Annotated in this window: 18 protein-coding genes; 13 read left to right on the top strand and 5 right to left on the bottom strand. The window is 38.5% G+C overall.

Annotated features, from left to right (window positions below):
- The first annotated feature begins 137 nt into the window (after positions 1-137).
- From EHQ62_RS07105 to EHQ62_RS07085, 5 genes are all read left to right on the top strand, one after another.
- The gene (locus EHQ62_RS07105) at positions 138-2,150 is read left to right on the top strand and encodes a neutral/alkaline non-lysosomal ceramidase N-terminal domain-containing protein (protein WP_135641505.1); all 2,013 of its coding nucleotides are present in this window, start codon (positions 138-140) and stop codon (positions 2,148-2,150) included.
- A gap of 164 nt (positions 2,151-2,314) precedes the next feature.
- Positions 2,315-3,118 (top strand): SDR family NAD(P)-dependent oxidoreductase, encoded by an 804-nt coding sequence (locus EHQ62_RS07100; protein WP_135641504.1) that lies wholly within the window; start codon positions 2,315-2,317, stop codon positions 3,116-3,118.
- A 29-nt stretch (positions 3,119-3,147) separates the two neighbouring features.
- Entirely contained in the window at positions 3,148-3,570 is a 423-nt protein-coding gene (locus EHQ62_RS07095) for a hypothetical protein (protein ID WP_425269532.1), read from the top strand.
- Positions 3,571-3,653: 83 nt separating this feature from the next.
- The gene (locus EHQ62_RS07090; RefSeq protein ID WP_135641502.1) at positions 3,654-6,782 is read left to right on the top strand and encodes an HAD-IC family P-type ATPase; all 3,129 of its coding nucleotides are present in this window, start codon (positions 3,654-3,656) and stop codon (positions 6,780-6,782) included.
- A gap of 122 nt (positions 6,783-6,904) precedes the next feature.
- Entirely contained in the window at positions 6,905-8,173 is a 1,269-nt protein-coding gene (locus EHQ62_RS07085; RefSeq protein WP_135641501.1) for a hybrid sensor histidine kinase/response regulator, read from the top strand.
- 69 nt (positions 8,174-8,242) lie between these two features.
- Here EHQ62_RS07085 and EHQ62_RS07080 read toward each other — a convergent pair whose 3' ends face one another.
- The gene (locus EHQ62_RS07080) at positions 8,243-8,527 is read right to left on the bottom strand and encodes an STAS domain-containing protein (protein ID WP_135641500.1); all 285 of its coding nucleotides are present in this window, start codon (positions 8,525-8,527) and stop codon (positions 8,243-8,245) included.
- Between the two features lie 110 nt (positions 8,528-8,637).
- On the opposite strand from EHQ62_RS07080, the gene EHQ62_RS07075 reads away from it, so the two are divergent.
- On the top strand, positions 8,638-8,946 hold the full coding sequence (locus EHQ62_RS07075; RefSeq protein ID WP_135641499.1) for a hypothetical protein: 309 nt from the start codon (positions 8,638-8,640) through the stop codon (positions 8,944-8,946).
- Between the two features lie 30 nt (positions 8,947-8,976).
- On the opposite strand, the gene EHQ62_RS07070 is transcribed toward EHQ62_RS07075, so the two are convergent.
- Both EHQ62_RS07070 and EHQ62_RS07065 read right to left on the bottom strand, forming a co-directional pair.
- Positions 8,977-9,888, bottom strand: a complete 912-nt coding sequence (locus EHQ62_RS07070) for a hypothetical protein (RefSeq protein ID WP_167482854.1) — start codon at positions 9,886-9,888, stop codon at positions 8,977-8,979.
- A gap of 62 nt (positions 9,889-9,950) precedes the next feature.
- Positions 9,951-11,363, bottom strand: coding sequence for an LA_3751/LA_3752 family putative glycosyltransferase (locus EHQ62_RS07065; RefSeq protein ID WP_425269530.1), 1,413 nt, complete (start codon positions 11,361-11,363; stop codon positions 9,951-9,953).
- A 238-nt stretch (positions 11,364-11,601) separates the two neighbouring features.
- Here EHQ62_RS07065 and EHQ62_RS07060 point away from each other — a divergent pair, with 238 nt between their 5' ends.
- Positions 11,602-12,525, top strand: a complete 924-nt coding sequence (locus EHQ62_RS07060) for an SGNH/GDSL hydrolase family protein (protein ID WP_244241672.1) — start codon at positions 11,602-11,604, stop codon at positions 12,523-12,525.
- Positions 12,526-12,577: 52 nt separating this feature from the next.
- Here the strand turns inward: EHQ62_RS07060 and cueR are convergent, their stop codons facing one another.
- Entirely contained in the window at positions 12,578-12,967 is a 390-nt protein-coding gene (gene cueR, locus EHQ62_RS07055; protein WP_135641495.1) for a Cu(I)-responsive transcriptional regulator, read from the bottom strand.
- Positions 12,968-13,095: 128 nt separating this feature from the next.
- On the opposite strand from cueR, the gene EHQ62_RS07050 reads away from it, so the two are divergent.
- Genes EHQ62_RS07050 through purT form a run of 6 tightly spaced genes read left to right on the top strand, consistent with a single transcriptional unit; the run spans position 13,096 to position 18,455 of the window.
- Positions 13,096-13,521, top strand: coding sequence for a hypothetical protein (locus tag EHQ62_RS07050; RefSeq protein WP_135641494.1), 426 nt, complete (start codon positions 13,096-13,098; stop codon positions 13,519-13,521).
- Positions 13,514-13,717, top strand: a complete 204-nt coding sequence (locus tag EHQ62_RS07045; protein WP_135641493.1) for a heavy-metal-associated domain-containing protein — start codon at positions 13,514-13,516, stop codon at positions 13,715-13,717. The genes EHQ62_RS07050 and EHQ62_RS07045 overlap by 8 nt, the downstream gene beginning before the upstream one ends.
- Positions 13,701-15,905 carry a heavy metal translocating P-type ATPase gene (locus EHQ62_RS07040; RefSeq protein ID WP_135641492.1) on the top strand — a complete coding sequence of 735 codons (2,205 nt, stop codon included), beginning with the start codon at positions 13,701-13,703 and terminating at the stop codon, positions 15,903-15,905. The genes EHQ62_RS07045 and EHQ62_RS07040 overlap by 17 nt, the downstream gene beginning before the upstream one ends.
- A gap of 30 nt (positions 15,906-15,935) precedes the next feature.
- Complete coding sequence (locus tag EHQ62_RS07035) at positions 15,936-16,748, top strand: helix-turn-helix domain-containing protein (RefSeq protein ID WP_135641491.1); 813 nt, start codon at positions 15,936-15,938, stop codon at positions 16,746-16,748.
- 12 nt (positions 16,749-16,760) lie between these two features.
- A complete protein-coding gene (locus EHQ62_RS07030) occupies positions 16,761-17,231 on the top strand; it encodes an ankyrin repeat domain-containing protein (protein WP_135641490.1) in 471 nt (156 codons plus the stop codon).
- Between the two features lie 45 nt (positions 17,232-17,276).
- Positions 17,277-18,455, top strand: coding sequence for a formate-dependent phosphoribosylglycinamide formyltransferase (gene purT / locus EHQ62_RS07025; protein ID WP_135641521.1), 1,179 nt, complete (start codon positions 17,277-17,279; stop codon positions 18,453-18,455).
- Positions 18,456-18,503: 48 nt separating this feature from the next.
- Here the strand turns inward: purT and EHQ62_RS07020 are convergent, their stop codons facing one another.
- Positions 18,504-19,253 (bottom strand): adhesin OmpL37 family surface protein, encoded by a 750-nt coding sequence (locus EHQ62_RS07020; protein ID WP_244241671.1) that lies wholly within the window; start codon positions 19,251-19,253, stop codon positions 18,504-18,506.
- Positions 19,254-19,290 lie beyond the last annotated feature (37 nt).

The following is a 19,290-nucleotide window of genomic DNA, read 5'->3' as shown; positions in this document are numbered from 1 at the left end:
TTCGTCCTTACTTTCTTCAGAGAAGATTTTTTTGGCGTTTTCTCGGCCTGGATTGGGGATTCGTGCCAAAATGCGAAAAATTAGTCGACACTTGTTCGGGATTGACAAGATTTCTCGTTTACGGGAAAACCAGTAGGATGAAGCAACGTCTCCTCTTTTTTGTTCTTTTTTTCTCTTCGGTTTCCCTTTTCTCTGAGGCTCAAAAATCTTATCTCGCGGGCATGGCGAAAAAAGACATCACTGGTCCGCCTGTGGGTGTTATGTTCTGGGGGTATGCAAGAGAAGACCAAACCGGACTTGGAATCCAAACCCGCCAATTTGCAAGAGCGCTTGTGATCGAAGAGCCCACTGAAAAAAAATTTTTGGCCTACGTCACTGCTGAAGTGGGAGGGATTCCATTTGAGATCCAAAGAGAAGTTGTCTCTCGGCTTCAGAAGGAAATAGATCCTAAATTTCATTTTGGAAATGTTTTACTCAATGCTTCACATACTCATAGTGGACCTGCTGGTCATTTTCATTATTCGGAAATATCTTTTTATTCCACTCAGTTTTACGGCGTTTCTTATGCTGTCTTAAGAGAAGGTATATTTGAAGCAATCAAAGAAGCCTACCAATCCAGAAAACAAGCTGAATTAAAAATTGGAAAGGCAATCGTTCGTGAAGCAGGAGTTAATCGAAGTTTGTCTGCATACTTGGCGAATCCTGAATCAGAACGAAAGATGTACGAAGACAATATCGACCGTGAGATGCTCCAACTCAATGTCTTTGTAAATGGAAAAGTGATTGGTTTTGTGAACTGGTATGGAGTACATCCTACCAATATAACGTTTGATAATCGATTGATTTCGTCTGATAACAAAGGGATTGCCTCCTTATTAGCTGAAGAAAACGAATCTAAAAAAGGAAATCCTTCTTTTGTAGCGATATTTGCACAAGCAAATGAAGGGGATGTTTCACCCAATTTGAATTTAAACAATACAGGTCCAGGAAAGGATATTTATGATAGTAGTTTTATCATTGGCAAACGTCAATTTTTAGCAAGCCAAGAGATTCTATCATTACCTGGAAAACCACTCAAATTAGGCCTTAGTTTTTCTCATACCTTCATAGATATGAGCCATCATCCAGTTCGGAGTGAATTTTCAGGAACAGGAAAAACGGAGTATACATGCCCTTCTGCTTACGGATACGCATTTGCTGCCGGATCAACCGAAGAAGGAGGAGGCCATTGGCTCTTCCATGAAGGTATGACAGAAAGTAATCGAAGGTTTTATATTGATTGGATCGCCAAATTCATGTTACAGTCTCCTTCTGATTCATTACGAGAATGCCAAAAACCAAAAGCTGTATTATTTCCGATGGGTGAAACCAAACCAATTCCAAGTTTGCCACAAATCCTTCCCTATGGACTTGTTCTCATCGGTGATCTTTCCATTTTGGTTTTGCCTCATGAAGTCACAACAATGTCAAGTCGGCGTTTGAAAAAACAAGTGAAAGAGGTATTACAAGAAAGAACATCTGAAATTGTTTTGTCTGGACTTACCAATGATTTTTCCGGATACATCACAACTCCAGAAGAGTATGCCACACAGAATTACGAAGGTGGGCATACCTTACACGGACAACAAAGTTTGAATGCTCTGCGTCAAGAATTCTCGTTTATGGCAAAAGAATTAATGAAGGGAAATGAATTTTCCCAAGATACAAAATCGGTATTGATGCCACTAGACTTGTCTGATAAAGTAAATCCGTTACCCCTTCCAAATGCAAATATCACTTCACGAGAACCAAAACAAGTGTTAAAAGGGAACGGAAAAGAGATTCAAAATGGAAATACCGTCTATTGCCAAGTGAATGCAGCAAGTCCCAATGTTGGTTATCCACAAGTGAAATCTTATCTTTATGTTGAGAAAAAAGAGGGAAACAGCTGGAACCGGTTCCGTTCCGATTCCGACTATGATACCAAATTCCAATTCCATAACCCAGGACTATTTTCTTCCGGTCTCGGCAAAATGGATTTGATTTGGGAGGTGGATGGTTTTGTTCCTGAGGGTGAATACCGTTTGGTGCACGAAGGGATGTATCTAAATTCTTTAGGCATCAAAAATCCCTATCGCATTGAATGCCCCATTTTTGCTGTTACCAAGTAACAATACAAGTTGTATGGTCTGTTCCTTTTTCCTTAGGCGGACCATACATTTTTAGATTCGAAACCATTCCTAGAATTCTCCTTTCGATAGAAAACAAGTTGTAAAAAAATCACAAGCCATTCAAATTTTCTCTAATCTGATGTGATAAAAGTGAAGGGGAATCTATGAACGAGTTTTACCAAGGGGAATGGGTTTGGATCACAGGTGCCTCTTCTGGAATTGGCAAGGAATTAGTCAAACAAGCCTACAACCAAAAAGCCAATGTGTTACTAGCATCTCGCAAACCAAAAGACTTGGAATCCATAGCCAAGGAATTGGGGTTGGCAAAAGGTAAATATGCGGTTGAAAAACTTGATTTAGAGAAATACCACGATGGTTCTGAATTTGCGAAACGGTGTTTAAAAAAATACGGAGTCCCCAAAGTTGTGATCCACAATGGTGGGATAAGCCAACGATCCCTCACAAAAGAAACTAATTTAGCGACGATCGAAAAAATTATGAATACAAACTTTTACGGTGCTGCAGAGTTAACACGCGCTATGTTGCCAGAAGTTTTAGGAAAAAAAGAAATTCATTTTGCTGTCATTTCGAGTGTAGCAGGGAAATTGGGTAGCCCACTTCGATCTGCTTATTCAGCCTCAAAATTTGCATTGGTTGGATTTTTTCATGCCTTACGAGCTGAAGAAGAAAAATCTGGAGTTTTTGTAACGATGGTTTACCCGGGATTTATCCAAACCAATATTTCTAAAAATGCATTACAAGGCGACGGGTCCTCCACAGGAAAAATGGATGCAGTGATTGAATCGGGTTTGCCTGTGCAACTTTGTGCACATCGCATTTTACATGCCGTCGCTAACAAACAAAGAGAAGTTGTGATCGCTGGGTTCAGAGAAAAATTTGGTTTGTTTTTACAAACATTTTTCCCTTCGTTATTTTTCAAAATGATACAAAAAGCAAAGGTTCGCTAAAAAAGGAGATCCACTTGAAGTATAAATTTATTTACATTCTGTTCGTAGTATTGATTAGTTTTGCCTTACATTCACAATCGAATGTTCTAGATTATAAAACCAAAAATAAAACAAACGAAGTTGAAAGAACTTATTTATTGGATTTATTGAGGGCAAAGTTAGCCAAAGAATTTAAACAAGAATTTGTATTTGTTGTGGAACACTTTAAACTTTCAGGTGACTTTGCTTGGTTTCGCGGTGTAACAAAACGTAAAGATGGAAAGGAAATTGAACTGGCAGAAGACCTCCCTTACGATTGTTGTCATGTAGAAGCATTGTTCAAGAAAGTGAATGGAAAATGGCAAATTGCCGAATCTGCCGCATTTAGTACCGATGTTTGGTGGGATGGTATCCAGCTTAGGTATCCAAAAGCTGCCAAAGAAATCTTTCAAGAATCCTCTGACAAAAACTAACTTTCCGTATTTAAAAAATCTTGGATATAGGTTTGGTTTGAATCTAAAATCAATCATAGTCTTTTGAGCATGGATCTTTCAAAATGTTACTTGAATATTTAAATGTAAATTCAATCCAAATTTTGAAAGATTCAAAACATTGGGAAGACGTACAAAATGCCCTAATCAAAAAGATACCCGAACTAGAAATACAACAAGAGATTCAATATCGATTCCATTCTATTCCAACCAATACATTTGAAACAGTTGGAGATCAGATTCTAATCCCACATTTCCGATCGGCAAACATCAAAACTCCCGAATTATTTTTGTTCATTTTGCCAGAAGGGATCAAAGTTGGTGGAAAGAACATTCAATTAGTATTGTTTCAGATGATCCCAGAACACCTTCCTTCGTTACATTTACGTTTGTTACATGGTCTTTCGTCATTACTGCCTCAAATCTTTGAAAAATTGATGTTGTGTCAGGAAGCTCGTGAGGTCCTAAGTGTTGTCCAACTTGGTGAAAAGGAAATGAAACCAAGTTATAAGAACTTAAACCAATCACAAATTGCGTTTGAATTACAAACCGATTTGCAAAATGGTCTCACCAAAAAGGAAGCAAACTTAAGGTTAAAAACATTCGGAAAAAATGTGATCGATAAGGAAAAGTCAACTCCTATCATTTGGAAGTTTATAAAAAGTTTTTTTAATCTATTTGCAATTTTACTTTGGGTAGCGACTGGTCTTTGTTTTGTGCCTGGTGTGGATATGCCCGAGTTAGGCATTGCGATTTTTATCGTTGTTTTGATCAATGGGATTTTTTCCTTTTTACAAGAATCCAAATCAGACCATGCAGTGGAAGCATTAAGAAACTTACTTGCGAATGAATGCCCTGTGATTCGAGATGGGGAACTGGGAATCGTTCAAGCAGATGATATTGTGCCAGGGGATCTCATCGTTTTGTCAGAAGGTGATATTGTTCCCGCAGATTGCCGCATCATCGAATCAGAAGATGTTGAAGTTGACAACTCTTCTTTAACCGGTGAGTCCACTTCAGCTCGTCGTTATAAATCAGAAAATCAAATTGTCTTAGAAGGCAAATTCCTTTGGTTGGAAATGCCAAACATTTTGTTTGCTGGAAGTTCTCTGATCAAAGGGAAAACAAAAGCAATTGTATTTGGAACCGGTCAAAACACAGAAATAGGCCAAATCGCAGGATTAACTTCACAAATCAAAAGGGAAGAAAGTCCGTTACAAAAACAACTTAGACAAACTGTAATTTCTATTTCTTTATTCGCATTTACGATAGGCGTTGTTTTTTTAATTGTTGGGTATTTTGTTGCAGGACTTAGCTTTGTACAAGCCTTTTTGTTTTTTATTGGAATTTTCGTAGCCAATGTCCCAGAAGGACTTCTTCCTACAGTTACCTTATCACTTGCGTTAGGTGTATCTAGGATGGCAAAACGGAATGCGATCCTCAAAGATCTATCAAGTGTAGAAACTTTGGGTTGTACTACTGTCATTTGTTCGGATAAAACAGGAACTCTCACCCAAAATCAAATGCGAGTGGTGGAGTTATATTTTGATTCTCAATTTTTATCTCCTGAATTATTTTCTAAAAAAGAAGGGAGTCAATTGTTATTTGAATGTGGTTATTATTGTAACAATGCTGTATTAGAACCTAACCCCATGGGTGATCCCACCGAACTTGCATTATTGTATTTGGCTTCTGGACAGATTCAAAATACAAACTATCAAAGGATATTTACCAATGGATTTGACTCAATTCGAAAACGAATGAGTGTTGTGGTTCAAAACAAAGAATTTACGAAGTCATTTGCGAAAGGTGGACCACAAGAGATCCTTTCGATTTGTTCTTATGTGTATGAAAATGGTTCCGTATTACCTCTCGATCCAAAGAAACGTGAGAGATTAAAACAAACATCAGATGAATCTGCCAGAAAAGGAAATCGTGTTTTGGCCTTTGCCTACCAAATGTTAGATGGTAATTCAGATTCAAAAAATGAATATTCGGAGAAACAAATTGAATCAAATATGATTTATTTAGGCCATGCTTGTCTTGCAGATCCGATTAGGCCAAAAGTTCCTGATGCAATCAATAAATGCCACACAGCTGGAATCAGAATCCTGATGATCACAGGAGACCATCCTCTAACAGCTGAATCATTAGGAAAATCAATTGGAATTGGTGGTGAAACTCCTGTTGTGATCACAGGTGTGCAATTGGACCAAATGAATGATTTGAGTCTTCGTGAATGGGTGAAAAAAGGTGAACCAATTTTTGCAAGAGTTTCACCTTCTCAAAAATTGAGAATTGTTTCCATTTTACAAGAGCTAGGTGAAATTGTCGCAGTCACAGGTGATGGAGTGAATGATGGACCTGCCTTAAAAAAAGCAGATATTGGAATTGCTATGGGCAAAAGGGGTACTGAAGTCGCAAAAGAAGCAGCTCGGATGATTATCGTCGACGATGATTTCGCAACCATCGTTTCGGCGATTGAAGAAGGAAGGGGTGTCTTTGAAAATATTCGAAAATTCTCAGCTTATGTATTGAATTCGAATCCACAAGAATTGATACCCTTTCTCCTTTGGGCTATGATTCCTGGTTTTCCTTTGCTTATGACCGTGATGGGAGTACTCGCAGTCGATGTAGGAACGGATTTGATCCCTGCGATGGGACTTGGTTCGGAACCGCCAGAAAAAGGAATCATGAAACGAAAACCGAGGAATCGGAATCAAAAACTCATATCGATCGGATTTATACTCAAATCCTATTGTATGGAAGGGATGATTTTGTTAGGTGCTTGCCTTAGTACTTATTACTATTTTGTTTACACGGAATGTGGTGGAGTGATGCCTCTCTCACCGGAAGGCCTCAACATGACAAAAGCAAGCAACGAGTATTTGCAATCCCTTACCACCTTCTTTTTTCCAACAATTACTGTGCAAATCGCAAATGTACTCAGCAAACGTTCATATACGGAATCCATATTCAGCATGAATTTATTTTCCAATCGCATCATTTGGATTGGAATTGGATTTTCCATCTTACTTTGTTACTTATTTTTTTATACAGAACTAAGTTCTATTTATTATTTTGCACCCCTTCCAATTCATGTTTACGGTTTTGCCTTCCACGGAACGCTGGTTTTATTATTGTATTCAGAAATTTTGAAATACTTCCGTAGAAAAAAACTAAACGCTCATTAGAATCATTCTACGGATCCATTACGGAGTTGTCCTAAATTAAATTTTCTCTTGTTAGGTGAGATAAATAGAGGCAGAACAGCAAACGGATGATAGGTTTTTTAGTTTCTTGAAAAGGAAAATTTGTGGAAGGGAAACGAGTTTTAATTGCGGAAGATGATGCAATATTAGGTTTCTATTTAAAACAAAGACTAACGGAACTAGGGTATAAAGTTTTCCTTGCCAAAGATGGTGAGAAGGCGTTACAAGCGTATCGTGAATATCCATTTCCTGTTGTGATTACCGACCAAGAAATGCCTTCCCTGAATGGTGAAGATTTAATTTCCGCTTTAAAAATGGGGGAAGTGGAACCTTCCATCATCATGATCACAGGGAACAAAGATCCAAAATTCATTGTGAAGGTGATGAAGATGGGTATTTTTGATTACCTCATCAAACCCATTCAGGATTTTGAAATTGCCATCAAACTCAAACGTGCTTTCGAATACTATGAAATGAAACGAACGGAGTTGATTGCAAAAAAAGAACAACAATTACGTTTAGAAGGGCAATTGGAATGGATCCAATGGAAGGAAAAAATGACTTCTGTTGGAAAGTTCAAAAGAGAAAACCAAAACCTTTTCGAAAGTTTGAAACATAGTTTTTGCCAAGGAGCTGGCATTGGGTCCCTTGTTTCCATTTTAAAAATGGTAAGGGATAGTTCTCAAGTCGAAGGAAATTTTTATAAAATTGAATCGGAGTTAATGGAATTGATCCAAATCAATGCTGACATGGCAGAAAAATCCTTAAACAAATTCATTGAAATTGATGCACTCATTTCCAATGAACCCCGTTTGGAATCAATTAACTTACACTCGTTATATGAAGAGATGAGGTCTTGGATAGAAGAACTAAATCCGATTGTAAAAATCAAAAATCATGAATTGTTAATCAGTGACTTTAACCTAAATCATTCTCATCACAGGATATCTATAAGTAAAACTTGTTTTAAAAAATCGTTTGTTGAGATCATTACCAACGCTTGTAAATTTTCGATTCCCAATTCGACGATTACAATCATCATTAAATTTGAAAATGATTGGTTTAAATGTGCTGTTTATAATGAACCAACTCAGAATTTTGATGGTACAACTGGGATCCCAATTGAGTATGAAAATTTGATTTTTGAACCCTTTTATCGACTCTCAAAATCCGTTTATGAAGATTATGGAACTTTGGATTATGGTTTGGGTTTGAGTTACGTTGACAATTGTATCAAAAAACATAGTGGTAAAATGTCTATATTCAATGTCAAAGACCATCTGGATTGGGATGGTAAACCCAAAACGAAGGTCGCTTTCCAAATGGCTCTTCCTACAGAAAAGGAAACAGCGAATGAATCGTTTTCTGGTTAGGGTTTCGTTTTTCCTAAGCATTCGGCTGGGATAAAAGTTGGAAGCGTTATAGTGCGTACTTATCCTAAATTAATCGGTGAGGTGCAGTATGGTGTCGAGTTTGTTCAAACGGAACACCGTGCGAATCAATTTGTTCACACCGGTTAGTCGTAATTGTAAGTTTTGGGATTCTAAAGCTGAATGGTATTTCATCAGTTCGCCAATGGTGGCGCTGTCGAGAGACATGGTGATCTCCGTGAAATCCAATTCAATGTCTTCTTTGGCATTTTGGATGGTAGACATAATCCTTTCTCGAAATCCACTCAACCCATCGAATGAAATGTCTTCATTTTTGATTTTGATCGAGATTGCCAAAGTTCTCTCTTTTTTTTCTGTATTGGAAATTTTGAAAGAATTTTTCGCTACAAAAATCCATTTCTGTCTTGTTTTTTAGAGACCTCTATTGTGTGATAAACTTCCTTACCATGGCAGTTAGCGATCGACAACTCAAACTCATCAAAGAAGCCGCAGAATTATTGGTGATGGAGCACCGACTAACAAGCGAAGATGCGGTGATTGTGATTTCTACTGCTTTAAAAAGGGAACTGGCAAGTCGAAATACTACTTTCGAAAAATTGGAAAAAGGTTCGAAAATAGAACGCACAAATTTTATCAGAAGTGTGGTTAAAAACGTTCAAATTGCACTCGAATCCAATCCATATTGGAGGTCTCACAACTTAGACAAGTCAATTGAAAATTTTTACCAAGTGCTACATGCACAATGGGACAAATAAAATCTTAAGATCCGAATTGTTTCTTTGGATTCAATTTGTTTCTTTTGCTACTGAATCGGTTTCACAATAAAAAGAATCTGGTACAACTTTTGAGCGAAACAACTCAAGAGAAAAATTTTGGGTGGCTTTAGGTAAAAAATCTTCTTCTTCTAGAGTATACGTTCCGTAATCGATGGTCTTTCCGTTCGATCCAACTAACATACATTTGATCCTAGTAAAATTGGCAATGGAGGTTCCTGTATTTTGGATTTTCCCGGTGAGAATGGTCCCTTTGTTTTTTACCTTTTTTAAGTTAATGTTTGTGAGAGTGAGTTCAGGGCGAGACAGATCGCCAACATAACTTGTGGCTGTGACAGAAACTTCATGATGGTGGAACTTTGGAGCTTGGTTGCAGAGCACTTCATAGCTAACTGATTCATTTTGAACCACCAAATTTTTTTCACCATAACCTTCACATGTGGCCAAACTACTGCCATCTTCAGAAAACAAACTGATGGTGAACTTTGGCATGAGGAGGGAAGTCTCAGACTGATTTGTGAACTTCCCAACAAAATAGACATTGCCGATTGAATCGGGAAATTCTCCTAACAGCGAAAACTCTCCTTCTGGTATGATATCAACGGAATTCAAATTAGGATCGATTGCAATTTCCTGTGTTTCCTCTTCTTGGATGGAAGAAGTGTTTGATTGCACCCATTGGAAAACAGTTGTGATGATGGTTCCAAGAAACATCCACCCCACAACAATGGCAATTAATATGTATTTGTACTTTGTAAATGAAAAGGTTTCGGTTTTCTGATTCGTTCCATAAACTTTAGGAGGAGGGGCATCATAAAGAGAAGCTGACGGTAGTTTGTCGAAGCAGTCCCCACAGCGATATACATTTGCCGATTCTCGGTATACATTGGTGCTGCCACAACTAGGGCATTGGTTTGAACTCATAATCTATTTTCCATGGAGAGTTTAGGTAAATACAAAATAGAAATCAAGTCGGAAATTTCTTTCTAATCGAAACTGCGAAGGTAATGGCTGTAAGAAATGGGTAAATTTGTATTAGGAAGGGGACGTGAGTCTACTTTTCGGTATTCACAATTTTTGATACAATTTTGGATTCTGAGTGAATTGGGCAGCGGGAAGGGGCTCGGTGGGATTTCTACAAAAACAAATTCTTGTATTTGGGTTTTATCTAAAAAATTGGCAAATCCAGATTGGGAAACATCCTCTCTAAGTAGGAAAATGTTTTTATCTTTTGTTAAAAGTGGTAAAGCAATAAAAGACATATCCGAGTTATCGAAGACAATCGTTTTTGGTTTGATTGACTCCATTGCGGACAAAGTGTTCGTTTGGTATTTGGAAATTTTAGTTAATATTTTAAGTTGGCTGTTGATTTGGTAGGTTGAATAAAGCATAACAAACGTTATGAGAATATAAACGAGTTTTTTCGGCATTTTAAGATTGGGATATTGTATGTGAATCGCAATTAGGTAAATGGGAAGGAAACCATAAAGGTACCGAGGTGTCCCATGCCCACCTGTGTTTGGTGATACAATGCACACTAAAATGGTAGCAATGGCTACCAAAAGGGACAAAACATTTTTCTTTTTTTGGATCCATTCCCATATAAGGAAAAAAAGAAAGAGGAGAAACAATGGGATTTGTTCCATAAGCAAACGAAATAAATAAACAGTTACTTCCCAGTTCCCAATGGAGTTTCTATTTTTCATCAGTCGGATGGGTAAAAATGTTGCATAGAACCCAAAATTTATGAACGAAACAAAGACCAAAAGCACACCACATAACAGAAAATATTGTTTCCAAGGAATGGAATTGGGAAAGAGAAATGGTAGAAAACAAAAAACAAAAACCAACTCCGGTCTCATCCAGATGAGAACGACACTGAATAAGGCGGACAAACTTACATTCTTTTTCGCAGTAAAATAAATCGTTACCATCTCCAAAAAGAAAACAAAAATTGTGTCATGAATCAAAAATACATACAAAAAGATGGAAGACCCAAATAACAAAAACAAAGCCAATACTTCATTTTTTGTTACGTTATAAAGTAACCAAACGCTTGCTAGTAACAGAAAAAATTGTGTGATCTGAATTCCCTTTGTTCCAAACATAAGGTACATGGGCGAAACACAAATGGAATATAAATTAGGAAAAGTAGAATAAGCGAAGTTATTTGTTAGGTGAAAAAAAAGGTTTGGGAGTGGAAAAAATTGATAGTTTGGATCGAAATGAGAAAAAGAATAGGGAAGATGGAATATGCCCTGTGTACCTAATTTGGTTTGCCATTCAAATAAGGAAAAATCAGAAAACGATTTGATTGAGTCCAATTTCGTAAGAAAAAAACAAAGCATGAAAAAACCGAATATGAAAAAGAATCCTATTGCTTTTTTTGAAAGGTTCATAACAAATCGAAACAGGTACATGGTGTAAGAGTTCCGCAGTTCTACAATGAAAAAAGTGAATTTTAAATGGTTTGATAAGACGATACGTACCCTTTTTTTTGTCTTCGTTATCTCTCTCGGATTCTTCCTTAGCCTTCGATCTATTGACAGATGGATTTTGGTTCCCTCGTTAGAGTATGGAACGTTTCATTATCCACCAAAAACAACTTTACCATTTTTTCGAAATGGGGAAGTTGAAATGGGGTTCACCAACGAGTTTGGAATCCGCGAACCAAATAACGAAAAGCAAACCAATTGCCATTATTTACTATTAGGTGATTCTCAAACTTTTGGTTCCGGCATCTTTTTAAAGGATCGTTTTTCGGAAATACTCAATGCCGAAACCGAATGCCACTGGTTCAATGTAAGTGTTCCAGGTTATACATTAGAGAATGAATTTTCGATGTACAAAAAAATCGATGGTTCCATCCCATTCCAAAAAGTATTCTTAGTGGTTTATGGTAATGATGTATTTGAAACAGGAGATACACCCGATTACATTCATTTTGCCAAAAGACAAAAATGGTATCGAGAGTTTTTTGCTTTTCTGTTGCCTGAATACACTCGGTCGATTTGGAAACGGGAATACTTTCAAACCATTCAAGTGCGGATGACAGAAGAAATGAGTCGCATTTCGGCACAAGAAACCCTCCCATCGAAAAATCTCCGTCAAACGACCAGTGCCAAGAAAATCCTACCTAATTATACTTCTTTTAAAACTTTATATTCGATCAGCCCCAATTACTTTTTTGAATCACTCAATGTAAAATCAGTATCCAATCAAAATTTTGATCGTTGGCAACAAGTATTCTTTCGGTTGATGGAAGATGTAACAAAAAGGAATGTTAAACTGACTCTCGTTTACATCCCGTTAGATGTTGAGTTTGATCCCAATCGATTAGAAATCTACAAAGAAATTGGATTTCCGATGGATAGAAATTGGCTTACGGGGGACTCTGAATTGATTATAGAATTAAACAAATTGGCTACTCAATTTAATGTTCCCATCATTGATTTACGCCATTCCTTTCGTGGTGCGAAAGACCTTCTGCAACCAGAAGACATCCATTTCAATGAAAAAGCAAATCGGTTGATTGCGGATACAATTAAAAAATCTTTGTAAACCAACGTTGATTGGATGTAACAACAATTTTGATCAATTTTGATTGATACTATTAATTTGTTTCTAATTGTTTTAAGATCGGACAATCTGGCCTATGGTCTCCATGGCAATGGTGAACCAAATGTTTTAAAGTATCTGCCATATCCTTAATTTGTTTTAATTTTAAGTTGAGTTCTTCTAAATGTTTCTCTGCGAGTTGTTTCACTTGTTTGCTACTCCTCGATTTATTTTTCCAAAGTCCAAGCAAACTTTTGATGTCTTCTAAAGAAAATCCAAGTTCCCTTGATCGTTTGATAAAACGTACATAGTGTACATCATCTTCAGAATAAATGCGATAACCGTTTTCATTCCTCCTTGTTTCTGGAATGAGGCCAATGCTTTCGTAATGACGGATGAGTTTTGTACCGACGCCTGTAGATTTCGAAAGTTCTCCAATATTCATTTTTTCCCTCCTAAAAATGATAAAAAAAATTAAAAAAAACGTAAAAAAAATGAAATCGCCTATTGACCTTCCAATGATTGGAAGGTTTAGACTGGATTCTAGATTAACAAAGGAGTTAATAGAAAACAATGAAAAAGCAAATAGGAATCGCAGTTTTTTCGGTTCTTTTCAGCATCCAACCAATGTTTGCGCATGGAGAACACAAACCGGGACCAAATGGGGGTGTAATCCGAATGCCAGGGGCCTTCCATACGGAAGTGTTGGCTTACAAAAACCAAGGATTTAAGGTGTATCTTTTGGATATCAACTTTGAAAATCCTACTTCCAAAAATTCGAATGTCAGTGCTACCATTGTGAATGCTGGCAAAGAAGTCAGGTTAAACTGTTCTGGGCATCCAGATCATTTTTATTGTGAGTTGCCGAAAGGGGCATCAATGGAAAATGGGGATTTACTTTTGAATCCAGTTTGGAAAGGCCAAAAAGGCGCAGAAGTAAAATATAAATTGCCGTTAGGCGAGATGAAAGAAGAAAAAAAGGAGCATCATCATGGTTAATTACGAAATCGAAGGAATGACTTGTACGCATTGTAAAAGAACAGTGGAAAAAATTTTTGCAGAGAATGGCAAACAAGCAATTGCTGATGTTGATGCAGAAATGGTGAGTGTGAACGAAACTTTAACGGCTGAAGAGTTGGATACCCTCAAAAACCGTTTGAGTGAGGATGGATATACCCTTGGAAACGTCAAATAAACTAGCAGAACACACGTTAGATCTTTTTGGAATGACATGTGCTAATTGTGCCCTTCGGATAGAGAAGGGCCTTTCCAAATTAGCTGGTGTGTCGGAAGTGCGGGTAAATTTCGCAAGAGAGTCTGTTTTTTTAAGATCAGAAGAATCAGTAACAGTTGATTCCTTACTAAAAACAGTTGAGTCACTTGGTTATAGCGCAACTCTTCATGATCCTAACAAACAATCGGAAACAGAAAAAAAACAGAAAGATCACATTCGCGTTTTAAAAATTCGATTTTTCCTTTCTGCATTATTTTCTCTTCCGTTGTTTTATGGGATGGTGACACATTTCCAATTTTTATCCTTCCTTCCCATGCCACACATTCTGATGGACAGGTGGGTTCAAATGATCCTTGCAACACCTGTTCAATTTATCATTGGGTTTCCATTTTACCAATCGGCTTACCGGGCCCTTCGCAATGGAACTGCCAATATGGATGTACTTGTGGTGATCGGAACTACTGCGGCTTATGGATACAGTATCTTTGGTAAGGATTTGTATTTTGAAACATCGGCGGTACTAATCACTTTCATCTTAGGTGGGAAGTGGATTGAACATATGGCAAAAGGGAAAAGTAGTGATGGGATAAAAGCCCTACTTACACTTCGTCCTGAAACGGCAACGGTTCAATCCAATGGGATTTGGACAGAAGTTCCCAATGAATACCTAAAACAAGGAGATTTGGTGCTCGTGAAAGCCCTAGAGCGTTTCCCAATGGATGGAATTGTTACCGAGGGAGAGAGTTTCGCCGATGAATCCATGTTAACTGGTGAGAGTATGCCAGTGGAAAAAAAGTTAGGTGATAAAATTCTTGGTGGAACTGTGAATGGAAACGGGTCTCTCGTTGTGAAAGCGATGAAAGTGGGAAATGATACAACCTTATCTCACATCATCAAATCCGTTGAAGAATCACTCGGAACAAAAGCACCAATCCAAAGGATTGCTGACCAAATTTCAGCTTACTTTGTGCCTGTTGTCATTGCCATCAGTGTGTTGGATTTTCTCGTTTGGTATTTCTTTTTGGCACCGGGTGATGTGAATTCTGCCATCGAAACAAGTATTGCCATCCTTGTGATAGCGTGTCCCTGTGCGCTTGGCCTTGCCACACCGATCTCTCTCCTTGTGGGTACGGGAAGGGCTGCTAAACGTGGGGTACTCTTTCGCAGTGCGGAAGCCTTAGAATCGGTGTCGAAGATCAATATGATTTTCTTTGATAAAACAGGGACTCTAACAGAAGGGAAACCTAAGGTAACTGATGTTTTAGCAACTGGTATAGCGGATGATAAAACTGCGATTGTCTTTGGTCATATATTGGCAATGGAAGAAACTTCCGATCACCCTTTGGCCAAAGCCATCCTCTCTTTTGGAAAGGAAAAAAATTACAACTCAGGTAATCTTGGTATGGTCAAAACGATCACATCTCCTGGTGGTGGAATCCAAACTGAACTTGATGGTAATTTTTACTTCGCCGGCAAGCAGTCGTTTGTCGAAGAGAAAGGTTTTTCCATTCCTGAAACGATTCGAAGTGCTGTTGAAAATTGGATCAGGGAAGGTGTGAGTTTGGTGTTTGTTGGAATTCGTGGTAAATTGGAAGGTATGATTGTGTTTCGGATCGAAGACCAAATCCGAGAGACATCCCAAAAAGCGATCCAACAACTGAAAAACATTGGTGTGGAACCAGTATTGCTCACTGGTGACAATGCGATTGCTGCAAACAAGGTAGCAAAACTTGTGGGCATCAATTCTGTTTATTCCAGTTTGTTACCAGAAGAAAAGGCAAAAATCATGAAACAACTAAAAGTTGCCAATATCCGTACTGCGATGGTGGGTGATGGGATAAATGATGCACCAGCTCTAGCCTCTGCCGATGTGGGGATTGCCATGGGTGGTGGTTCTGATATAGCCATTAGCACTGCTGATGTGGTTCTTGTGAATGGTGATATCCAAAGGATTGTAGACCTGATCCGAATTGGAAAAGATACTGTGCTAAACATCAGACAAAATTTTGGTTGGGCACTTGGATACAATTTGCTTGGGATTCCTATAGCGGCATCGGGCCTGCTTGCCCCATGGGTGAGTGGCGCTGCAATGGCGTTTAGTTCCATCTCCGTTGTCTTCAATGCACTTCGGATGAGTCGATGGAAATAAAGAAAGAAAAAACGAAATAGGAAAGTATCTTTGGACATATTGTTTTTCAAACCTTCTTCCCAATTCGAAACTTTGATTAAAGAGTTTTGGGTTTGGAGGGAGGTGAAAGCAAATCATTTGCCTTGGATTTTGCCATCTTACGAATGTGAGATGGTGTTCCATTTGGGAGATCCGCCGAGTGTAGAAACAGAATCAGGTGAAATCATTCCGTTACCGAAAATGCATTGGGTTGGCCCCCAAACAAGGAGATGGCGAGTGCTTTCTCAATCTGATTTGAATTTAGTGTCCATCCGTTTTTATGTAGCAGGTGTGTATGCCATGTATTCAATCCCAGGGCAGGATTTAAAAAACCAATTTGTTGCGATCCCGAATAAGGAACGATTGATTCAAGATTTACTCGATTCTAAAATGAAAGAAGAAGTAGTGATACGAATCCTAGAAGAATCTCTACTTTCCGTTTCTGGAAAACCTGCGGAGATTCCAGCCTATGTTCGATTTGCGTTATTCGAACTCACAAATCCCAAAACAAGTGTTAGTATACTTGCCAAAAAACTGGGAATCACTCGAAAACAATTGGAACGTAAATTCCAGGAAGTGGTTGGTTTGAATCCTTCCGAATATCGTTCAGTCCATCGTGTTTTGGATCTTGTGCGAAATCCAGACCATTACCAAACAAACAATCCAAACTTACGCCTGACAGACCTTGCCCATCATTTTGAATACACCGACCAATCCCATTTTTCTAACGATTTCAAACGAAATTCGGGCAGTATGCCAAAAGATTGGTTTGCAGAATATGAAAAAATGTCTCATTTTTACAAGCAGAAGGCCAAGGAAGGGTGATACGATATGGGCATGATCCAAAACATAATCGATTTCGTAGGGAAATCAAAATCCAATATCAGACTTCGTAGTTTGTGTTCTGCCATCACCCGGGGAGACAAAGATAGTTTTGATTTGTTAATCTCAGATTTGGAACTAAAAAAAGTTTGTTTAACAGAATCAGCTCTTTTGCTCGGCCTCGCGATTGTGGAATCAACAGATATCTATTTTTTAAAACGTCTGCTTGCCATCGGCTTAAATCCTGATGAACCAGATAACATGGGTTTGTTTCCACTTCATAAAGCAACAGAAGTCGGGAATATCGAAGCAGTGGAGATTTTACTCTACGCGGGTGCCAATCCCAATGCCGCAGATCCAAATGGAGTCACAGCATTGCATATCGCCAATAGTTTTGATGGGCTTGGTGAGATCTCAGATTTACTCATTCGAATGGGCGCCAATGTATACCAAAGGGACAAACTAGGAAAACGTTATTTGATGTAAGGATTCTTTCTTGTCGTAGATTGTGGTGTGTCCATCTTTGCGAATATGATAGGAACACCTTTTACAAAACAAGCGACAAAACTTCTCCTTTTGGGATCGGGAGAACTAGGCAAAGAGGTGGCAATCGAAGCCAATCGTTTGGGTGTCCATGTCATCGCAGTGGACAGGTATCCCAATGCACCGGCAATGCTTGTGGCACAGGAATCTCGTGTCATCAGTATGCTCGACCCAAAAGAACTCGAAGCCACCATACGCGAGTTAAAACCTGATTTTGTTGTTCCGGAAATTGAAGCCATCCATACAGAAACTCTTGTTTCACTAGAACAAGATGGATTTAAAATCATACCCAGTGCGAAAGCAGTGAACCTCACGATGAACCGTGAAGGCATTCGTAACTTTGTTGCCAAAGAATTGGGACTCAAAACTTCAAACTACGTCTTTGCCGATACAGAGGAAGATTTCACGAAGTCAGTCCATACGATTGGTTTTCCTTGTGTGGTAAAACCCATTATGAGTTCTTCTGGGAAAGGCCAAAGTTTAGTCAAAACGGAAGCCGATATAAAAAAGGCTTGGGAATACGGCCAAACAGGTGGTCGCACCGGAAAAGGAAAGATGATCATTGAAGAGTTCATTCCTTTTGATTTTGAAATCACCCTTTTAACCATCCGTCACATCGGCGGTACAAGTTTTTTACCTCCCATTGGGCATAGACAAGTGAACGGCGATTATGTGGAATCTTGGATGCCACAACCCATGTCAGAAATTGCCTTAGAGAAAGCAAAACAAATAGCAGAAAAGGTCACAACGGGTCTTGGAGGTTATGGTATCTTCGGTGTCGAACTCTTTGTGAAAGGGGACGAAGTGTACTTCAGTGAAGTATCGCCAAGGCCACATGATACGGGACTTGTGACTCTTATCTCTCAAAATGTATCCGAGTTTTCATTGCATGTCCGTGCATTACTTGGACTTCCAATCCCCGAACTCATCTTCCAAACCCCCGCTGCAAGTTCTGCCATTTTACTCGATGGAAATACAAATTCTCCCGTGTATCTCGGGATAAAAGAAGCATTGTCTACTCCAGGTGTTGACATTCGAATATTTGGAAAACCAGAAGTGCAAGGGAGGCGCCGAATGGGTGTTAGTTTAGCGTTGGGAAAAACCATCGAAGAAGCAAAAGAAAAAGCCAATCGTGGCCGCGACTTGATCCAATTAAAAACCACTTAATGGATAGGAGTAAACTTTAAAATTTGGAATTCCGAATCCTTCGGATTTTTATTTGAGGGATTCGTTTTGGTTGATGCTTTGGGTTTTAAAGTTTGTCATTTTGTCCTCGTAGATACTAGTTTCTCCAAAAGGTAAAAAAGCATTGTCATAGTGTAATGCGAGTAGTTTTGAATTTTTCCCAAAGCCACGGATGAGCTCCGATTCAATTGTATCAAAATCATAAAACTCGATTACGTCCATAAATTGGCCATCGTGTAACAAATTGAGAAAGATCACAAACTTACCTGCATGTTTTAAAATTTTAAGTGCAAATAACATTTCTCTTAGTTTCAAAAGATACAAGTAAGGGCGCATATTCCTCGCCATCACTAATTTTTGTTCGGCTTCACTCACATCTCGGAGTGCTAATCGCAAAAAAGCTTTGGTTTGCGATTTTTCTTTGTCTCTCGCTTTCCTCCCGAGTGACTCAAGCTCACTCCGAACAAGTGTTATGTTTTTTGTAAGGATTTTATCGTAGAGTTGAATGAGTTTGAATTGTGTGGAAAGAACCGCTAAGTAGGCATCTCCATACCTTCCCTGGATGTGAAGGCTTTTGAATCGTAGGTATTCATCAATGATCTCTCTGTATTCTAGTTTTTCTTCTGCAGTTCCTAAATGGATGATACTAGAATCTAGGGAACGAACAAGAAGGTAGTTTTCTTCTGCACCGAACGCTACTTGTAAGTTTCCATTGGAGTGAGTGCGACTCCCCCAAAACATACAAAGTCCTCCCAGTAGATACAAAACTAAAGTTCGCACAGTATAGTTTCGGTATCGAAGGGGTCGAAAAAAAGTT

The sequence above is a fragment of the Leptospira jelokensis genome (genome assembly GCF_004769635.1).
In the GTDB taxonomy this organism is placed as follows: domain Bacteria; phylum Spirochaetota; class Leptospiria; order Leptospirales; family Leptospiraceae; genus Leptospira_A; species Leptospira_A jelokensis.
This window is presented reverse-complemented; position numbering and strand designations above follow the sequence as displayed.